Raw genomic sequence first — 18,073 nt, forward strand, 5'->3', positions numbered from 1 at the left:
CGCGTACTGGACGTACTTGGCTTTCGCCCGGTGCGGCGAGAGCGCGTGCCAGGCGTCGCGGGGCAGACGGGAGTTTGACGACAGGCCCTAGGGCCGTGACCGGGGGCCCGGCCGGGACGGCTGGTGTTCCCGGCGGGCGGACGGCCGGCGGTGGCCGTCCCGGAGGGCGCCGGCTGAGCCGAACGCCCCGTGCACGGCGGTAAATCGGGTGGATCCGCCCGATCCGGATACCTAGAGTGACCGGACACCCCGCCGCCGACCAGGAGCCCGCCATGCGCACCCACTACCCCCGTACGGCGCATCTGCCCTGGTCCCCCGGTGCGTCCTCGGACGACGTACGGGCCTCCGGGCCCTCGGCGCTGGCCGGGCGCGAGGTGGTGGTCACCGAGAAGCTCGACGGGGAGAACACCACCCTGTACGCGGACGGCCTGCACGCGCGCTCGCTCGATGCGGCGCACCACCCCTCCCGGGCCTGGGTGAAGGGCCTCCAGGGCCGGATCGGCGCCGGGATCCCCGACGGCTGGCGGGTGTGCGGCGAGAACGTGTACGCCCGTCACTCGCTGGCCTACGAGGACCTGGACAGCTGGTTCTACGGGTTCTCGGTGTGGGACGGCGACCACTGCCTGGACTGGGACCGGACCGTGCGATTCCTGCGCCGTCTCGGCGTGCCCTCCCCGCGCGTGCTGTGGCGCGGCGTCTACGACGAACGCGCGCTGCGCCGGCTGCGTCTCGACACCAGCCGTCAGGAGGGCTACGTCGTACGGACCGTGGCGGGCTTCGGACGCGAGGACTTCGGCCGCTACGTGGCCAAGTGGGTCCGGGGCGGTCACGTGCAGACCGACACCCACTGGATGTACGCCCCGGTGGTGCCGAACGGGCTCGGCCCGGCGGCTCCGCTGTGGGCGGCCGCTTCGGGCGCGGCGCCGGACGTCCCCGGGCTGCTCGGTGCGCTCGGCATGGAGCCGCGACCGGCGCCCGGGGCGCGGGAGGCCGCCGCCGACACGGCCGCCCGGCTCGACGCGGCGGGCCGGACCGGGGAGGCCCGGCTGACGGGCGTGCTGGCCGCGGTCCTGCACCGGGAACCCCGCGCGGCCCTCGCGGCGCGGCTGGCCGGGGGCCCGCTCGGCATGGCGGCGGCGCGCCGGGTGGCGGACCTGGTGGGGCTGTACCCGGCCCTGCGGCGGCCGTTCCCGGACGAGCGGCGGCGGGCCGGGCTGGTCCGCATGGCGGCGGCCGCCGACCTCGGGGTGCTGCACGCGCTGGCGCTCTCGGTACCCGGCTCCCCCGACTCCCCCGGCTCCTCCGACTCCCCCGGGTCCGACGGTGACGCGGGGGCGCGGGAGTGCGCGGAGTGGTCCGCGCTGTACGCGGAGGAGGCGGGGCTGCTCGGCCCGGACCCGCTGGGCGCGCTCCGCGAGGGACTGCGGCGGGCCCTGGCGGGCCTGGACGCGGACGCGGCGGACCGGTGCTGGGCGGAGGCCCGCGAGGCCTTCGGACGGGGCGGGATCTCCACCCCCGAGGAGGCCGTCGCGGCGACCTGGCGCTGGCGCGACGCCGCGTCCCGACCGCGGCTGGTGCAGTTGTGCGGGCCTTCGGGCAGCGGCAAGAGCACCTTCGCGCGGACCCTGCCGGGGGTGGACGCGTACGTCGGTCTCGACGACCTGCGCGCGGCCCGGGGCTCGCGGGCCGACCAGCGGGCCAATCCGGAAGTGCTGCGCGAGGGCCTGGACCGGCTGGACCGGGCCCTGGCCGCGGGCGGGACGGTGGTCTGGGACGCCACCTCGCTGACCGAGCAGCAGCGCGGCCTGGCCGGGGCCGTGGCACACCGCCGCGACGCGCTGGTCACCCACGCGGTGGTGCTGGTCGGGGAGGCGGAGCTGTTGCGGCGCAACGCCGTGCGGCAGCATCCCGTACCGGAGGCCGTCCTCACCGGGCAGCTGCGCCGGTTCAGCCCGCCCTATCCGGGCCAGGCGCACCGGACCTGGTACGTCGGAGCGGGCGGCACGGTCGAGGACACGGCCGGCGGCGCGGGCCCGCGGGACGAGACGCGCGGCGACGGCGCCGGCGACACGGGGGAGGACGTCTGATGCGTACCAGTGAGGAGCTCTACCACCAGGTCCGCTGGGACCCGCGGTTCGATCCGGCGCGGTTCACGCTCGGCCTGCTCCAGCGCGGCGCCGCCCCCAAGCGGGTCCCGCTGCCCTCCTTCGTGCCGGGCGGCGACATCCCCTGGCACCGGGTGCTGTTCGTCGAGGCGGACGGCGAGCTGGTGTGGGACCGCGCGACCGGGGTGGACGTGATCGACACGACCCCGGCGGGGCGGGTCCGTGAACGGCGTCTGCTGGACGCCCCCTTCTTCGCCGCCCGCACCCCGCACGCGTGGGACCCCGCGGGCGGCGGCGCCTGGCGGCCGGTTCGGGCCGAGCCCGTCGCCGCGGCTCCGGCCCGGGTCCGGCTGCTGTCCTGGAACACCCTGTGGGACCGCTACGACGCCCCGCTCATCGCCACCGCGCGGCGCAGGCCGCTGCTGCTGGCCGACCTGGAGGCCGCCGACGCCGACGTGATCGCGCTCCAGGAGGTCGAACCGGCCCTGCTGGCACTGGTGCTGGCCGCGCCGTGGGTGAGGGCGGGGTACACCCTGGGCACCGATCCGCACGGCGGGGACGTGCCGGGCTGCGGGCTGCTGATCCTCAGCCGGCTGCCGGTGCGGGAGGCGGGGCTGCACGTGCTGCGGCGGCACAAGGCGGTCGCCGCCGTCACCGTGGACACCGCCGCCGGGCCGCTCGTCGTCGCCGCGACGCACCTGACCAGCGACCACACCGAGAACGGCGCCGCGCTGCGCGCGGTCCAACTGGCGCGGATCGCCGAGGGGACGGCCGGTCTCGAAGCGGACCTGGCGCTGCTCGGCGACTTCAACGACGGCCGGTCCGGGGCCGAGGGGCCGGCCGCCGCGCTGGGGCTGCGGGACGCGTGGAGCGAGGTGCACGGGGCCGGCGACGACACCCCGACCTTCGACCCCGTCGGCAACCCGCTGGCCGCGGTGGGCTCCCTGACGGGCCGGCCGGGCCGCCTGGACCGGATCCTGCTGCGGTCGTCGGCCGCGCGGGTGGCGGCGGCCGCGCTGCGGGGCGACTCCCCCGCCCCGGAGGGGCTGTTCATCTCGGACCACTACGGGGTGGAGGCGACGCTGGAGTACGGGACGCTGGAGTACGGGACGCCGGACGCGGGGCCCGCGCGGCTCGGCGTACCGGCGACCGCGCGGACGGCGGTGGCCTGGCTGCCCCCGGAGGACCCGGCGGTGGCGGAGCTGCGGCGGCGGCACGACCCGGCGTACGGCCGGTGGCCCGCGCACGTGAACCTGCTGTTCGGCTTCGTACCGGAGTCCTCCTTCGACGGGGCGCTGCCGCTGCTGGGCGACGTCGCGGCCGGGACGGCGCCGTTCACCGCCCGGCTGGAGGGCGTGCACGCCTTCGGGCACCGGGAGGAGGCCACCGTGTGGCTGGACCCGGCGGCCGACGGGGACACCGCGTGGCAGGCGCTGCGGCGGGCGTTGGCGGAACGCTTCCCCGGGTGCGCCGGGCCCGGCCGCGCCGGCGGCTACACCCCGCACCTGACGCTGGGGCGGAGCCGGGATCCGCGGCGTGCGGAGCGGGAGTTCACCGCGCGGCTCGCGGGCGGGCGCAGCGCGCCGGTCGGGCGGCTCGCGGTGCTGTCGCGGCGCGGCGCGGGGCCGATGGAGGTCCGGGCGACGGTGGAACTGGGCACGGGCGAGGTGCGCACGCTGCACGAGGCATCGCCCCTGGCCGCCTACCGTACGGGCCCGCAGGAGGCGACCTGGCCGGAGCGGGCCGCCCGGGAGGAGCGGCTGCTGCCCACGGCGGAGGTCGTGGAGCGGGTGGCCACGGCCCTCGGGGACGGCGCGGTGGTGCGGGTCGCCGGGTCGCGGCGGATGGGGTGCGCTCCGCCGTGGGCCGATCTGGACCTGGTCGCGCTGGTGCCGGGCGGGCCGGGCCGCGCCGGGCTGCGGGAGCGGGTGGCGGCCGCTCTGCCGGAGGCCGTGCGGCTACGGGAGGTGACGGGGGCTCGGGTGCCGGGGCTGCGGTTTCGCCTCGGGCAGCGGGACGTCGACCTGGTGGTGGTCGCCACCGGCGGCACCGACCCGGCGGAGGCCGTCGTACGACGGGCGGAGCTGGGCGAGGCCGCCGCGGTGGCGCTGAGCGCGCTCGGCGACGCGGACGCCGTACGGGAGTCCGTGGGCGCGGAGGGCGCCGCCGCCTTCTCCCGGCTGGCGCTGGAGGTGAAGGCCTGGGCTCGGGCGCGGGGTCTGGACTCGGCTCCCTTCGGCGGACTGCCGGGGCTGGCCTGGGCGGTGCTGGCCGCGCGGACCGTCCGGACGGCCCGGGACCTGGAGCCGGCGGCGCTGCGGCGGGAGTTCTTCGGGACGTGGGCCGCCTGGGACTGGAAGGAGCCGGTGGAGCTCCTGCCGTCCGGTCCGGCGGGGCCGGGGAGCAGATCCGGCCCCGCGCCGGTCACCGTACTGACCCCGTCGGAGCCGGTGCGCAGCTGTACCGCTCAGGTCGGGGCCGGGCTGCGGGACCTGCTGGTGCGGGAGCTGTACCGGGCCTGGGAGGTGCTGGAGGCGGAGCCGGACGGCTTCGAGGGGCTGCTGTGCGCCCCGCCGCTGCACCGGCGGCACGCGGCCTGGGCCGTGGTGACCGTACGGGGTGAGGCGCCCGGGGAGTTCGAGGAGAACCTGGGGCGGGCCCGGGGCCGGATGCGGGCCCTGCTCGGCGCGCTGGAGGAGGCCGGGGTGGCCGACGCGCACGCCTGGCCCCGCCCCTTCGAGCTGACGGCCACGCTGGCCCGCTACGCGGTCGGGCTGGGCTGCGCGCCGCCGGACGCGGACCGGCTGGACGGCGTCGGGGCCGCGTGGTCCGCATCGCTGCCCGGGGTCGAGGTCGGCCGGGCCGCCTGCGGCGAGGTGCCGGACCTGATCTGACGGGCCGCCGGACGGCGACGAGTATCGAACGCACGGCGCCGTCCGCCTCCCCGGTGCGGACACTTCCCGAAGGCCGTCCGCCTGCCCGGAGCTCCGTCCCGCCTCAGCGGGCACGGCGGAACGGAGCGGTCAGGAGCATCAGTAGAGCCTCGTCGGGATTTTTCGTCAACACTTTTCACAAGGATTGAAGAAACCCCAAGTTCACAGGCCTGACCGGCAATTGACACACCATTCGGCCTTCGTTTCATGAACGCCCAACCCCTTGACGGCCCCCGTGGCGGGCAGTTCACTCACGCTTCGATCCCCCCGGATCCAAGACGTCAGGAGTGCCCCCCATGCCACGCCTCTCCGATCACCCGCCACGACTCACCGCCGCGGCCCTCGCCGCCGCACTGGTCGCGGCCCTGCTCGTGCTGCTCCCCGGCACCGCCGCCACGGCGGCGCCCACGCTCCTCTCCCAGGGCAGGCCCGCCACCGCCTCCAGCGTCGAGGGCGCCGGCACCCCGGCCGCCGCGGCCGTCGACGGCGACAACGGCACCCGCTGGTCCAGCCAGTTCGCCGACCCGCAGTGGATACAGGTCGACCTCGGCGCGCCCGCGCAGCTCAGCCAGGTGGTGCTGCGCTGGGAGGCGGCCGCCGCCAAGGCGTACCGGATCGAGCTGTCCACCGACGGCGCCAACTGGTCCACCGCGTACTCGGCCTCCGCCGGAGCGGGCGGGACCGCGACGCACGACATCACCGGCACCGCCCGGTACGTGCGGATGTACGGCACCGAGCGCACCACCGGCTACGGCTACTCGCTGTGGGAGTTCCAGGTGTACGGCACCGACGGCAGCGGCCCGGTCATCCCCGGCGGCGGCGACCTCGGCCCCAACGTGATCGTCTTCGACCCGTCGACGCCGAACATCCAGGGCCGGCTGGACCAGGTCTTCGCGCAGCAGGAGTCGGCGCAGTTCGGCTCCGGCCGCTACCAGTTCCTCTTCAAGCCGGGCACCTACAACGGTCTCAACGCCCAGATCGGCTTCTACACCTCCGTCTCGGGCCTGGGGCTGAACCCCGACGACACCACCATCAACGGGGACGTGACCGTCGACGCCGGCTGGTTCGGCGGCAACGCCACCCAGAACTTCTGGCGTTCGGCCGAGAACCTCGCGCTCAACCCGGTGAACGGCACCAACCGCTGGGCCGTCTCGCAGGCCGCGCCCTTCCGCCGGATGCACGTGAAGGGCGGCCTCAACCTGGCTCCGAACGGCTACGGCTGGGCGTCGGGCGGCTACATCGCCGACTCCAAGATCGACGGGCAGGTCGGCAACTACTCGCAGCAGCAGTGGTACACCCGGGACAGCTCGATCGGCGGCTGGTCCAACGCGGTGTGGAACCAGGTGTTCTCCGGGACCCAGGGCGCGCCGGCGCAGTCGTACCCGAACCCGCCCTACACCACCCTCGACACCACGCCCGTCTCGCGGGAGAAGCCCTTCCTGTACCTGGACGGGGCCGAGTACAAGGTCTTCGTGCCGGCGAAGCGCGTGAACGCTCGCGGCACCTCCTGGGGCGGCGGCGCGCCGCAGGGCACCTCGGTGCCGCTCAGCCGGTTCTACGTGGTCAAGCCGGGTGCGACCGCGGCGACGATCAACCAGGCGCTGGCCCAGGGCCTGCACCTGCTGTTCACGCCCGGGGTCTACCACGTGGACCGCACCATCCAGGTGAACCGCCCGGACACGGTGGTGCTGGGCCTCGGCCTCGCGACGATCGTCCCGGACAACGGGGTGACCGCGATGAAGGTCGCCGACGTGGACGGGGTGCGGCTGGCGGGCTTCCTCGTCGACGCGGGCCCGGTCAACTCGCCCACCCTGCTGGAGGTCGGCCCGGCGGGCGCCGCCACGGACCACGCGGCGAACCCGACGACCGTGCAGGACGTGTTCATCCGGGTCGGCGGCGCGGGCGCGGGCAAGGCGACGCTCGGCATGGTGGTCAACAGCCACGACACGATCGTCGACCACACCTGGATCTGGCGGGCCGACCACGGGGACGGGGTGGGCTGGGAGACCAACCGCTCCGACTACGGGTTCCGCGTCAACGGGGACGACGTGCTGGCCACCGGGCTGTTCGTCGAGCACTTCAACAAGTACGACGTGGAGTGGAACGGCGAGCGCGGCCGCACGATCTTCTTCCAGAACGAGAAGGCGTACGACGCGCCCAACCAGGCCGCGATCCAGAACGGTTCCGTCAAGGGCTACGCGGCCTACAAGGTGGCCGACTCGGTGAACACCCACGAGGGCTGGGGCCTGGGCAGCTACTGCTACTACAACGTCGACCCGACGATCCGTCAGGATCACGGCTTCCAGACGCCGGTGAAGCCCGGAGTGAGGTTCCACGACCTGCTGGTGGTCTCGCTCGGCGGCAACGGCCAGTACGAGCACGTCGTCAACGGCACCGGCGCGCCCACCTCCGGTACCTCGACCGTCCCTTCGACCGTGCTCTCGTTCCCCTGATCCGCCCCTGACCCCCGGAGCGGACGGGGCGGCCGGCGGGCCGCCCCGTCCGCGTACGGGAGGGCGCACGCCCTCAAGGTGTCGCGGGCGGGGACCGCCGTGCCGCTCAGACCTCGATGACGATCTTGCCGGCGGTGTGGCCGGCCTGGCTGAGGGCGAAGGCGGCCGCGAGTTCGGAGAGCGGGAAGGTCTCGGCGACGGTGACGGTGAGGCGGCCCTCGTCGGCGAGGCGGCCCAGGGCGGCGAGGTCGGAGCCGACGGGGCGCACCCACATCCACTGGCCCCCGGCGCCGAGGACCGTCTGGTCGGCGATGGAGGCGTGCCGGCCGCCCTCGGCGAGGACGGCCCGGGTGGTGTCGAGGACGCCGCCGACGAAGTCCGCGACGACGCTGACCCCGTCGGGGGCGAGGGCGCGGACCCGGTCGGCGAGGCCGTCCCCGTACTCGACGGGTTCGCAGCCCAGTTCGCGCAGCCGGTCGTGGTTGCGGGGGGAGGCGGTGCCGATGACGCGGGCGCCGAGCGCGCGGGCGATCTGGACGCCGAGGGAGCCGACGCCGCCGGCCGCCCCGTGGATGAGTACGGTGTCGCTCTTCCCGGTGTCGAGGCGGGTCAGCAGCTGGAAGGCGGTGAGCCCGGCGAGCGGCAGTCCCGAGGCCTGCTGCCAGGTCAGGGAGGCGGGCTTCGGCGCGAGGGCGCGTACGGGCACGGTGACGAACTCGGCGAAGGTGCCGCCGTGCACCCAGTCCTTGCGGGCGTAGGCGATGACCTCGTCCCCGGCCGTGAACTCGGGGGTGTCGATGCCGACCCACTCGACGGTGCCGGCGACGTCCCAGCCGGGGACGACGGGGTAGGCGACGTCCATCAGGCTGTCGAGCCCGCCCGACATGATCTTCCAGTCCACCGGGTTGACGGACGCGCACCGCACGCGGACGAGGACCTCGCCGGGGCCGACCTTGGGGACCGGCAGCCGGGTCTCGGAGAGCACCTCCGTTCCGCCGTACGTCTCGTACGCCATCGCCCGCATGGTGCCCTCGATGTCCTCGGACATGCGCCTCGCCTCTCCGTGAGCTGGTGGAAGCACTCCCTTCCTCATCCCACCACGAAAGGCCGTGCCCGACCCGGCAGGCGGGGCGGGCACGGCGCGGCGCGTCCGGCGGGACGGTCACCGGGCCCGGTGGGCGGCGATCACCTCCGCGTAGTGGCGGCCGCTGGACTTCACGGTGCGCCGCTGGGTCGGGTAGTCCACGTGGACGAGGCCGAAGCGCTTGTCGTAGCCGTAGGCCCATTCGAAGTTGTCCAGCAACGACCAGGCGTAGTAGCCGGCGAGGGGGGCGCCGCGGCGGGCGGCGCGGGCGCAGGCGGCGAGGTGGGCGGTCAGGTAGGCGGCGCGTTCCGGGTCGTGGACGCTGCCGTCGGGGGCGACGGCGTCGGGGTAGGAGGAGCCGTTCTCGGTGACGTGGATGCGGCGGGCGCCGTACTCGTCGGTGAGGCGCATGAGCAGGGTTTCGATGCCGCTCGCGTCGACCTCCCAGTCCATGCCGGTGCGGGGGACGCCGGGGCGGTCGATCTGGCGGGCGTGGGGGGCGGGGCCGTCCGGGTCGGCGGTGACGGTCTGCGGGAAGTAGTAGTTGAGGCCGGTCCAGTCGAGGGGGGCGCCGATGACGTCGAGGTCGTCGGGGCGTTCGGGCAGGTCGACCCCGTACACCTCGCGCATGTCGGCGGGGAAGCCGCGGCCGTGGACGGGGTCGAGCCACCAGCGGTTGACGTGGCCGTCCATGCGGCGGGCGGCCGCCCGGTCGGCGTCGCCCGCGGTGGCGGGTTCGATGGTGGACAGGTTGTTGACGATGCCGATCCGCGCGCCGGGGGCGGCGGCGCGGACGGCGGCGGTGGCCAGGCCGTGGCCGAGGAGGAGGTGGTAGGAGGCGCGGACGGCGGCGGTCAGGTCGGTCAGGCCGGGCGCCATCCTGCCCTCCAGGTGGCCGATCCAGGCGGAGCACAGCGGCTCGTTGAGGGTGGCCCACTCGGTGACGCGGTCGCCGAGGCGACCGGCGACCAGGCCGGCGTACGAGGCGAAGTGCTCGGCGGTGGCCCGTTCGGGCCAGCCGCCGCGGTCCTGGAGGGCCTGGGGCAGGTCCCAGTGGTAGAGGGTGACGGAGGGGGCGATGCCGGCGGCGAGGAGTCCGTCGACGAGGCGGTCGTAGAAGTCGAGGCCCTTGGCGTTGACCGGGCCGTCGCCGCCGGGGACCACGCGCGGCCAGGCCACGGAGAACCGGTAGGCGTTGGTGCCCAGTTCCTTCATGAGGGCGATGTCCTCCTGCCACCGGTGGTAGTGGTCGCAGGCGGTGTCGCCGTTGTGGCCGCCGTCGACGGCTCCGGGGGTGCGGGAGAAGGTGTCCCAGATGGAGGGGGCGCGGCCGTCCTCGTCGACGGCGCCCTCGATCTGGTAGGCGGAGGTGGCGGTGCCCCAGACGAAGTCGCGGGGCAGGGCGGCGAGGTCGACGGCGTGGCTGGTGGTGACGAAACGGGTTTGGGAAAGGGTCACTTGACGGCTCCTGCCGTGAGTCCGGCCACCAAGTACCGCTGAAGCAGCAGGAATCCGGCGACGACGGGGATGCTGACGACGAGCGAGGCGGCCATGATCTGGTTCCAGTACACGTCGTTCTGCGTGGAGTAGCCCTGGAGGCCGATGGCGAGGGTGCGGGTGGTGTCGTTGGTCATGACCGAGGCGAACAGCACCTCGCCCCAGGCGGTCATGAAGGCGTACACGGCGACGGCGACGATGCCGGGTACGGCGGCCGGGACGACGACGCGGAACAGGGCGCCGAGGGGGCCGCAGCCGTCGACGGTGGCGGCTTCGTCGAGTTCGCGGGGGACCGAGTCGAAGTAGCCGATGAGCATCCAGATGGAGAAGGGGAGGGAGAAGGTCAGGTAGGTGAGGACGAGTCCGCCGCGGGAGCCGTAGAGGGCGACGCCCGTGGTGTTGCCGATGTTGACGAAGATCAGGAAAAGCGGCAGGAGGAAGAGGATCCCCGGGAACATCTGGGTGGACAGCACGGTGACGGTGAACACCCGCTTGCCGCGGAACCGGTAGCGGCTGACGGCGTAGGCCGCGAAGACGGCGATGACCACGGACAGGACGGTGGCGGCGCCGGCGACGATCAGGGAGTTGAGGAAGTACTTGGCGAGCGGGATGGTGTGCCAGATGTCGGCGTACGGACGGACGGTGAGCCCGCTGGGGATCCAGCGGAACTGGCCGGCCACGTCCTCCAGGGGCTTGAGGGAGCTGGTGACCATCACGTAGACGGGCAGCGCCACGAAGCCGGCGAGCAGGGTGAGGAAGACGGCCCGCACCGCCCTGAACGAGGCGGGCGGGTCGAGCGGGCTGCGCGTCCGCGTCCGTGTTCGCGTTCGTGTTCGTGTTCGCGTTCGCGTGTCAGTGGGCATCGGATTTCCTCCGTCCGCGCGTGGTGACCAGCAGGTACACGGCGGTGACCAGCAGCAGGAAGAGCAGCAGCAGCACGGACATGGCCGATCCGGTGCCGAAGTTCCAGGTGACGAAGCTGGACTGGTAGATGTGGATGGAGACCAGGTCGGCGGCCTCGGGGGCGGACTTGCCGAAGAGGACGAACGGTGTGTTGAAGTCGTTGAAGGTCCACAGGAACAGCACCAGGAGCAGGACCTGGTTGACCGCTCCGACGGAGGGCAGGGTGATCCGCCGGACCTGCTGCCAGACGCCGGCGCCGTCGAGGGCGGCGGCCTCGTACAGCTCCCGGGGGACGTTCTGGAGCGCGGCCGTCACGATGAGGAAGGCGAACGGCCAGCCCTTCCAGACGGAGACGACGAGCAGGGCCCAGAAGCTGTTGTCGCCGAGCAGCCAGAAGGTGTGGTCGGCGCCGCCGATGCCGAGCTGGTCGTGCAGGACGTGGTTGACCAGGCCGTTGTCCCGCTGGAACATGAACGACCAGGTGATGACGGCCGCGTAGACGGGCAGGGCGTACGGGACCAGGAACAGCGCCCGCAGGAACCCCCGGCCGCGGAAGCGCTCCTGCGTGAACACGGCGGCTGCGGTGCCCAGGAGCCAGCACAGGCCGACGGACAGCAGGGTGAACAGGCAGGTCGTGAGGAAGGACCCGAGCAGGGCCTCACCGACGGGCCGGTCGACGTCGACGGCGAGTTCGTAGTTGTCGAAGCCCGTCCAGGGGGCGCCGGTCCAGTCGCGGATGTGGAACTGGGTGAGCTCCCGGAAGCTCGCCACGATCCCCATCGCCATGGGGACGAGGTGGACGAGCAGTTCGAGGAGGAGTGCGGGCAGGAGCAGCAGGTAGGGCAGGGCGGCGCGGCGGGCGCGGGCGCCGCGGCGGACCCGGCGGGCGGTGCGCCGCACCGGGCCGGCCGCGGGTGGTGGCGGGGGCGGGGTCGCGGCCGGTGCGGGGGGCGCGGACGGTGAGACGGTCATCGCGGGCGGCTCAGTTCGCCATCTGCTGCTGGGCCTTGGTGAGCTTCGCCCGCACCGATTCGGTGGTGACGGGGTGCCCTGCGGCGGCCTCGGCGAACAGTTCCTTCACGGCGGTGCCCACGGCGGTCTCGAACTGGGACTCCTCGGGGACCTGCGGGAGGGGTGCGGCGCTGGTGCCGAGGGTTTCGCGCAGCACGGTGAGGTCGTCGGTGGCGAAGGCGGGGTCGCTCTGGGCTGCCTTGACCGGCGGGATGGACCCGTAGGTCTTGTTGAGGAGCTTCTGCTCCTCGTCGCTGGTCATGAACTTCACGAACTTCAGGGCGCCGTCGATGTTGTCGGTGTTCCTGAAGACGGCCAGGTTGATCCCGGCGACCATGGAGTTGATGTTCCGGCCGCTGCCGGGGGTGCCTCCGGCCGGGACGGGGACGGGGGCGACCCCCCAGTCGCCGTCCTTCATGCCGTTGGCCTTGAAGCTGGTGGCCGCGTTCTGCCACAGGACCATCGCGGTCCTGCCGTTGGCGAAGTCCTGGAGGGACTGGTTCTTGTCGTACTCGGCGTTCCCCGGGGCGATGATCTTGTCCTTGGCCATGAGGTCGACGTACTGCTTGACGGCCTCGACGTTGCCCGGGCTGTCGAAGGTGGGCTTGCCGGAGGCGTCGAAGAAGGCGGCGCCGTGCTGCTGGGAGAAGACGAAGGCCTGGTGGATGTTGTTGGAGAGGTTGGCCCCCTCGGCGCCCAGCGCCCACTTTCCGTCCTTGGACAGCAGCCGGCCGGTGGTGACCATCTCGTCCCAGGTGGCGGGCGGCTTCTCGATGCCCGCTTCCCGGAACATCTTCTTGTTGTAGTAGAGCGCGTACGACATGGAGTAGAGGGGGACGGCGGCCGGGTCCTGGCCGGTGGCGCCGGCCGATCCGATGGCGGAGGCGACGAAGCGGTCCTTGCCCCCGATGGCGTCGAAGTGCTCGGCGTCCCAGGGCAGCAGGGCGCCGGTGGCCTGGAGCGAGGAGGACCAGGTGTTGCCGATGTTGAGGACGTCCGGGCCCTGGCCGGAGGCGGTGGCGGCGAGGATCCGGTTGAGCAGGTCCGACCAGGGGACGACTTCGAGCTTGACCTTGATGCCGGTCTGCTGCTCGAACTTCTTGAGCTCGGGGCCGAGGGCCGCCTCGTCCGCCGCGATGTCGGGGCCCTGGTTGGAGGCCCAGTAGGTGAGCTCCTTGGGGGCGGTGTTGGTTCCGCCCCCGCCGTCCGCGGTGCCGCCGCCGCAGGCGGTGGCGGTGACGGCGAGGAGGGAGACGGTCACGGCGGCGGCAGCGGCTCGGGTTCTGCGCATGGCGGATCGGCCCCTTTCGGCAGGGTCGTGGGAAGGCCGGCACGCCGGGCCCCGGGTGTCGTCGGCCCGTGACCTCGGCAGCACCTGTTGCGTCCAGGCCTTAATTTAGGACGTGAGTTAAGCCTCGCGAAAGGGTCGCGTCAAGGGGTCGCGCAGGGGTATGTTGCGAGCGAAGTCACGTCGGAAGGAGCCAGATGACCACGGGGCGTAGCGGACGTACGGTGCGGGACCTGCGGCGCGGTAACCGCAGCGCCGTCCTACGGCGGTTGTACTTCGGCGGACCGATGAGCCGGCAGGAACTGGGGCCCGAGACCGGGCTGAGCTCGGGCTCCGTCAGCAACGTCGTCGGTGAGCTCGTCGCGGACGGACTGCTGGAGGAGGCCGGGATCGTCGACTCCGACGGCGGCCGGCCGCGCACCCTGCTGCGGGTGGCCCCCGGCAGCGCCCACATGATCGGGGTGGACGTCGGCGAAACCCGGGTGCGGGTCGAGCTGTTCGACCTCACCCTGACCGAACTGGCCCGCACCGAACTGCCGTTGCTGCCGCGCGGCTGCTACGACGTCGGCCCGATCGTGGACCACGTACGGACCGGCATCGCCACCGTCCTCGCCGACGCCGGCGTCGGCACGGACCGCCTGCTGGGTGTCGGCGTGGGCGTCCCGGGCATCGTGGACCGCGAGGCACCCGGCGGAACGGTGGTGCACGGACAGACGATCGGCTGGGACGCGGTACCGCTGGAAGCGCTGCTCCGCGCGACGAAGGCCCTCCCGGAGGAGGTCCCGTACCTCATCGACAACGGCGCGCGGACCCTGGGCCAGGCCGAGATGTGGTTCGGGGCGGGCCGGGGCGCACGGGAGGCGGTCGTGGTCCTCTTCGGGTCGGGCGTCGGCGCGAGCCTGATCACCGACGGCTCGGGCACCGCCCTGGAGTGGGGGCACTTGACGGTGTCCGTGGGGGGCCGCCGCTGCCGGTGCGGGGCGCGGGGCTGCCTGGAGGCGTACACCGGGGCGGAGTCGGTCCTCGCCCGGTGGGCGGAGCGGGGCGGGAATCCGGGCCGGGGGAACGGTGGGGCCGACGAGGCCGAAGGGATCGAAGGGATCGAGGGGATCGACGAGGAGGAGGCGCTGGCGGCGCTGCTGGCGGCGGCGGACGGAGGCGACGCGCTCGCGCTGGAGGTCCTGGAGGAGACGGCGGAGTACCTGGGCGCCGGCCTGTCGGACCTGATCAACCTGTTCCGGCCGGAGCGGATCCTCATCGGCGGCTGGGCCGGCCTGCTGCTGGGCCCGCACGTCCTCCCGGCGGTCCGGGAGCACGCGACGCGCTACTCGCTGCGGCACCCGGCGGCCCGGGTCTCCATCGACCTGGGCTCCCTCGGCCCGGACGCGGTCACCGTGGGCGCGGCGACGCTCCCCCTGTCGGCCTTCTTCGCCGCGGGCGGCCGCCGCACCCTCCCGGAACGCCCGCCCGAACAGCCGGGCTGGCAGACGGCGCTGGAGGTCCGGAGCACGACGGCCACGTGACCGGGCTGAGCGGACCCGGGGCGGGCGCCGGGCCGACGCGGGGCTGATCCGCCCGCGGCCTCCGCCGCGCTCCCGTCGAGGTGGACGTCGAGTCAGCCCGGGCCGGGATGCCTTGGCCGCGCTCGAATCTTCGAAGCCGACCACCGCCACGTCCTGCGGGGTCCGGCGCCGGCATTGCCGCAGCACCAGGCAGGCCCCCCTGGGCCGTGCGGCCGTCCGTCGCGAACAACACCCCGTCCGGGTAAGGCGTTCCGGATGTTGTGCTTCCGCTGCTGAATGTAGTACTTCTTATACATGAGCGAGCAGGTGCACAACAGGCTGGCGGTGGTCCGCGCCGAGCGGAAGGTGTCGCGACAGGCACTGGCCGAGGCAGTGGGCGTCCACTACCAGACCATCGGCTACATCGAGCGCGGGCAGTACAACCCCAGCCTCGACCTGGCCCTGAAGGTGGCCCGTTTCTTCGGTCTGCCGGTGGAGGCGCTGTTCTCCCTGGAGCCGTTCCAGCCGCTCACCGACGAGGTCTACGGGAGGAAGCAATGACGACCACGACGCGCTACGACCGGCGCATGTACACCCTGATGAACGACCGCCGGGCGGCGGCGGTCTATGCCACGACGGGACGCCGCCGACTGCTGGTCGGGACGCACATGGCCCTCACCGCGGTCGGGGTGGGAGCGTGGATCGCCACGGTCTTCGGCCCCGGACTCGGGCCGGCCGTCGTGGTCGCCGTCGCACTGCTGCCCTGGGTCCTGCTCACCGGCATGCTCAACGGGGCCACGCGCGGACTGCTCGAACTGCGCGGCCGGATGCTGGACGAGAGGCAGCTCGTCGAGCGCGACCGGGTACGGGCGCTGGCCCACCGCATCACCCTGTGGCTGCTGGTCGCCGCCGCGTTCGGCACCGGCGCCCACAGCGCCCTGACGGACACTCCGCTCCAGGCAGCCGCGACCCCGTTGCTCTTCGGCGTCCTCGCCGTGCACTGGATGATGCCGCTGTGGGTGGCGGGGCTGCGGGTCCAGGACGACCTGACCGACGACGAGTCGTAGGCCCGGGCACGGGCCGGACGCCGCCCGTCCGGCGCGTTCACGCGCCGGACGGGGGCCGCGGACCGCGGCGCCCTGAGGCTCCGCCCCGCCGGCCACCGGCCTCACTCGAACTCCGTACCGCCCTTGCGCGTCAGGTAGCCGGGGCTGACCGCCTTCGCGATGGCGCGGCCGCCGACCACGGGGCTGTAGCGCTCCGGTACCGGCCGGATGACGACGCCCTCGCGCAGGTGCAGGCTCCGCCCCGAGACGGTCTCCCGGCCGGTGGCCAGCTCCAGTACGGTCTCCAGGGCGTACGGCCCCTCGAACAGCCGGGGTACCAGCGGCAGTTCACCCTCCTCCAGCACCTCGGTCGGGTCCAGCCAGCGCACCTGCCCGTCGATCTCCGCCGACACGTCGAAGACGGCGTAGCCGGGCGGCGCGTCGGCGGCCCCCGCCAGCGCCCCGTACGCCAGGTCCTGCACCCCGGCCCCGTACACCTCCCCGAAGACGCCGACCCGGCTCGCGCCCAGCCGTTCGGCCAGCCGCGCCGCGACGTCCGGTACGCCATGGCCGCGTACGGCACGCCAGTACACGTTCCGCTCGTCCTCCTTGAGCGCCAGGCCCTTGGAACCGTGGCCCTTCGAGGACACGAGGACCCGCTTCTCCTCGGCGACGTACGTCAGCAGGCAGGCCGTGCCGTGGAGCTTCTCGGTCAGGACCACCGTCTCACCGGGTTCGAAGATGTGCGGGTAGCGCTGGAGGTTCTCCACGTCCACCCAGGGCAGCAGATCGGGAGCCGACTCGACGTCGCCGTTCATCGTCGTCGGGACGGGCGGGGACCACTTGACGATGCCCAGCGCCCCGGCGAAGTCGACGCCCTCCCGCGCGGCCGACGCGAGGTCCACGCCGTCCAGGGCGCGCGGACGGCACACCAGCCCCTGCGAGAGCTCGCCCCGCAGCCGGACGGCCTTGACCCGGTCGGCGGCGCTGCCGGCCAGCCGCCCGGTCAGACCCAGCTCCTCGATCAACTCGGCTGGCAGTACGGCTTGTTCGGGTATGTAGAGGGCCAAGTCGCCCGTCCGGTAGACGCCTTTGGCGACGACGGCGCGGTAGAGGCCCACTTGGGCCAGTTCCAGCGCATCGGCGTTCGGATGGTCGTGGACGGTCAGCTCTTCGACGGTCACGCGCAGGGTGGACATGGTGCGGCTCCTCGGGTTCCGGCACGGTCGGATACCGGTACGGCTACGGGCGGGGCGGGGCGGGGGACGTCGGGGACGGCCCGCCACGCCCGACCACTCTCCACGCCGCCATTCACGCTGGTCCAGCGGATATCGGGGTGTTAGCCTGCGCCGCGCCCGGCCCCCCGCACGGGGCCGCGGCCCACGGCCCGCCCCAGGAGGTTCACATGACACGTCGTCCGGTCACGGTCGTCACCGGCGGCAGCCGGGGCATCGGTGCGGCGACCTGCGTACGGCTCGCCGGCGAAGGCCACGACCTGGTGCTCGGCTACGCCCGCGACGGGGCCGCCGCGGAGTCCACGGCCGAGCGCGCCCGGGCGGCGGGCGCCCGCTGCGTGACGGTACGCGGTGACACCTCCGAGGAGTGTGCCGTGGAGCGGCTCTTCGACATCGCGGGCGCCGAGTTCGGGGTGGTCACCGGCCTGGTGAACAATGCCGGGGTGACCGGTCCGCTGGGCCGTCTCGCCGACGCCCGCGCCGAGGACCTGCGGCGCGTGGTGGAGGTGAACCTCCTCGGGTACCTGCTGTGCTGCCGCCGGGCCGCCCGGGACATGGCGGAGGGCGGCGGCGGGGCCATCGTGAACGTCTCCTCGGCGGCGGCGACGCTCGGCAGCCCCGGCGACTACGTCCACTACGCGGCCACCAAGGCCGGTGTCGACACCCTCACCGTCGGCCTGTCCAAGGAGCTCGGACCGGACCGGATCCGGGTCAACGGCGTGTCCCCGGGCATCATCGAGACCGACATGCACGCGGCGATGGGCGACCCCGACCGACCGGCCCGGGCCGCGGCCGGGATCCCGCTGGGGCGGGCGGGGCGGCCCGACGAGGTGGCCGGAGCCATCGCCTGGCTCCTGTCCGAGGACGCCTCGTACACGACGGGCGCGATCCTGCGGGTGTCCGGCGGCAGATGAGCCCGCACGGTCACGGCACTAGGGCCTGTCGTCAAACTCCCGTCGTCGCCCGGAGGGCGGCCCTGCGGCGTCTGGTGCGTGCTCTCGGTGCGCCGGGCGGAA

13 protein-coding genes and 1 pseudogene are annotated in these 18,073 nt (G+C 73.8%); 7 read left to right on the plus strand and 7 right to left on the minus strand.

Translation table 11 applies throughout. The annotated features are described in order from the left end of the window. Positions 1-272 precede the first annotated feature (272 nt). The 3 genes from ABZZ17_RS38680 (at position 273) to ABZZ17_RS38690 (ending at position 7,491) form a co-directional block, all read left to right on the plus strand. Positions 273-2,087 carry an RNA ligase family protein gene (locus ABZZ17_RS38680; RefSeq protein WP_356883879.1) on the plus strand — a complete coding sequence of 605 codons (1,815 nt, stop codon included), beginning with the start codon at positions 273-275 and terminating at the stop codon, positions 2,085-2,087. Then, positions 2,087-4,999, plus strand: coding sequence for a poly(A) polymerase (locus tag ABZZ17_RS38685; protein WP_356883859.1), 2,913 nt, complete (start codon positions 2,087-2,089; stop codon positions 4,997-4,999). Before ABZZ17_RS38680 ends, ABZZ17_RS38685 begins: the two co-directional genes overlap by 1 nt. 335 nt (positions 5,000-5,334) lie before the next feature. After that, entirely contained in the window at positions 5,335-7,491 is a 2,157-nt protein-coding gene (locus ABZZ17_RS38690) for a discoidin domain-containing protein (protein ID WP_356883861.1), read from the plus strand. 106 nt (positions 7,492-7,597) lie between these two features. On the opposite strand, the gene ABZZ17_RS38695 is transcribed toward ABZZ17_RS38690, so the two are convergent. The 5 genes from ABZZ17_RS38695 to ABZZ17_RS38715 all read right to left on the minus strand — a co-directional run bounded on the left by ABZZ17_RS38695 (position 7,598) and on the right by ABZZ17_RS38715 (position 13,277). Continuing rightward, on the minus strand, positions 7,598-8,515 hold the full coding sequence (locus tag ABZZ17_RS38695; RefSeq protein WP_356883880.1) for an NADP-dependent oxidoreductase: 918 nt from the start codon (positions 8,513-8,515) through the stop codon (positions 7,598-7,600). 138 nt (positions 8,516-8,653) lie between these two features. Beyond that, entirely contained in the window at positions 8,654-10,033 is a 1,380-nt protein-coding gene (locus ABZZ17_RS38700) for a GH1 family beta-glucosidase (protein WP_356883863.1), read from the minus strand. Next, positions 10,030-10,935 carry a carbohydrate ABC transporter permease gene (locus ABZZ17_RS38705; protein ID WP_356883865.1) on the minus strand — a complete coding sequence of 302 codons (906 nt, stop codon included), beginning with the start codon at positions 10,933-10,935 and terminating at the stop codon, positions 10,030-10,032. Before ABZZ17_RS38705 ends, ABZZ17_RS38700 begins: the two co-directional genes overlap by 4 nt. Then, the gene (locus tag ABZZ17_RS38710; protein WP_356883867.1) at positions 10,925-11,947 is read right to left on the minus strand and encodes a sugar ABC transporter permease; all 1,023 of its coding nucleotides are present in this window, start codon (positions 11,945-11,947) and stop codon (positions 10,925-10,927) included. The genes ABZZ17_RS38705 and ABZZ17_RS38710 overlap by 11 nt, the downstream gene beginning before the upstream one ends. Positions 11,948-11,957: 10 nt before the next feature. Beyond that, complete coding sequence (locus ABZZ17_RS38715; protein WP_356883869.1) at positions 11,958-13,277, minus strand: sugar ABC transporter substrate-binding protein; 1,320 nt, start codon at positions 13,275-13,277, stop codon at positions 11,958-11,960. A 194-nt stretch (positions 13,278-13,471) separates the two neighbouring features. Between ABZZ17_RS38715 and ABZZ17_RS38720 the strand changes: the two genes are divergently transcribed. Beyond that, positions 13,472-14,797 carry an ROK family transcriptional regulator gene (locus tag ABZZ17_RS38720; RefSeq protein WP_356883871.1) on the plus strand — a complete coding sequence of 442 codons (1,326 nt, stop codon included), beginning with the start codon at positions 13,472-13,474 and terminating at the stop codon, positions 14,795-14,797. A gap of 90 nt (positions 14,798-14,887) precedes the next feature. Here ABZZ17_RS38720 and ABZZ17_RS38725 read toward each other — a convergent pair. Further along, a pseudogene (locus ABZZ17_RS38725) lies at positions 14,888-14,995 on the minus strand (substrate-binding domain-containing protein); the annotation flags it as partial. A 96-nt stretch (positions 14,996-15,091) separates the two neighbouring features. Here ABZZ17_RS38725 and ABZZ17_RS38730 point away from each other — a divergent pair. Next, complete coding sequence (locus ABZZ17_RS38730) at positions 15,092-15,337, plus strand: helix-turn-helix transcriptional regulator (RefSeq protein WP_055639523.1); 246 nt, start codon at positions 15,092-15,094, stop codon at positions 15,335-15,337. Continuing rightward, on the plus strand, positions 15,334-15,843 hold the full coding sequence (locus ABZZ17_RS38735; RefSeq protein ID WP_356883873.1) for a hypothetical protein: 510 nt from the start codon (positions 15,334-15,336) through the stop codon (positions 15,841-15,843). The genes ABZZ17_RS38730 and ABZZ17_RS38735 overlap by 4 nt, the downstream gene beginning before the upstream one ends. A 101-nt stretch (positions 15,844-15,944) precedes the next feature. Here ABZZ17_RS38735 and ABZZ17_RS38740 read toward each other — a convergent pair whose 3' ends face one another. Next, positions 15,945-17,021 (minus strand): RNA ligase (ATP), encoded by a 1,077-nt coding sequence (locus ABZZ17_RS38740; RefSeq protein WP_356883875.1) that lies wholly within the window; start codon positions 17,019-17,021, stop codon positions 15,945-15,947. A gap of 206 nt (positions 17,022-17,227) precedes the next feature. Between ABZZ17_RS38740 and ABZZ17_RS38745 the strand changes: the two genes are divergently transcribed. Beyond that, positions 17,228-17,971 (plus strand): SDR family oxidoreductase, encoded by a 744-nt coding sequence (locus tag ABZZ17_RS38745; RefSeq protein WP_356883877.1) that lies wholly within the window; start codon positions 17,228-17,230, stop codon positions 17,969-17,971. The last annotated feature ends 102 nt before the right edge of the window (positions 17,972-18,073 follow it).

Source organism: Streptomyces sp. NPDC006512, from assembly GCF_040611935.1.
Taxonomy (GTDB): domain Bacteria; phylum Actinomycetota; class Actinomycetes; order Streptomycetales; family Streptomycetaceae; genus Streptomyces.

Excerpts from the sequence above, each read along its gene's own strand:
- ABZZ17_RS38680 (WP_356883879.1), top strand. The coding sequence starts at position 273 with ATGCGCACCCACTACCCCCGTACGGCGCATCTGCCCTGGTCCCCCGGT.
- ABZZ17_RS38685 (WP_356883859.1), top strand. The coding sequence starts at position 2,087 with ATGCGTACCAGTGAGGAGCTCTACCACCAGGTCCGCTGGGACCCGCGG.
- ABZZ17_RS38690 (WP_356883861.1), top strand. The coding sequence starts at position 5,335 with ATGCCACGCCTCTCCGATCACCCGCCACGACTCACCGCCGCGGCCCTC.
- ABZZ17_RS38695 (WP_356883880.1), bottom strand. The coding sequence starts at position 8,515 with ATGCGGGCGATGGCGTACGAGACGTACGGCGGAACGGAGGTGCTCTCC.
- ABZZ17_RS38705 (WP_356883865.1), bottom strand. The coding sequence starts at position 10,935 with ATGCCCACTGACACGCGAACGCGAACACGAACACGAACGCGAACACGG.
- ABZZ17_RS38710 (WP_356883867.1), bottom strand. The coding sequence starts at position 11,947 with ATGACCGTCTCACCGTCCGCGCCCCCCGCACCGGCCGCGACCCCGCCC.
- ABZZ17_RS38715 (WP_356883869.1), bottom strand. The coding sequence starts at position 13,277 with ATGCGCAGAACCCGAGCCGCTGCCGCCGCCGTGACCGTCTCCCTCCTC.
- ABZZ17_RS38720 (WP_356883871.1), top strand. The coding sequence starts at position 13,472 with ATGACCACGGGGCGTAGCGGACGTACGGTGCGGGACCTGCGGCGCGGT.
- ABZZ17_RS38730 (WP_055639523.1), top strand. The coding sequence starts at position 15,092 with ATGAGCGAGCAGGTGCACAACAGGCTGGCGGTGGTCCGCGCCGAGCGG.
- ABZZ17_RS38735 (WP_356883873.1), top strand. The coding sequence starts at position 15,334 with ATGACGACCACGACGCGCTACGACCGGCGCATGTACACCCTGATGAAC.
- ABZZ17_RS38740 (WP_356883875.1), bottom strand. The coding sequence starts at position 17,021 with ATGTCCACCCTGCGCGTGACCGTCGAAGAGCTGACCGTCCACGACCAT.
- ABZZ17_RS38745 (WP_356883877.1), top strand. The coding sequence starts at position 17,228 with ATGACACGTCGTCCGGTCACGGTCGTCACCGGCGGCAGCCGGGGCATC.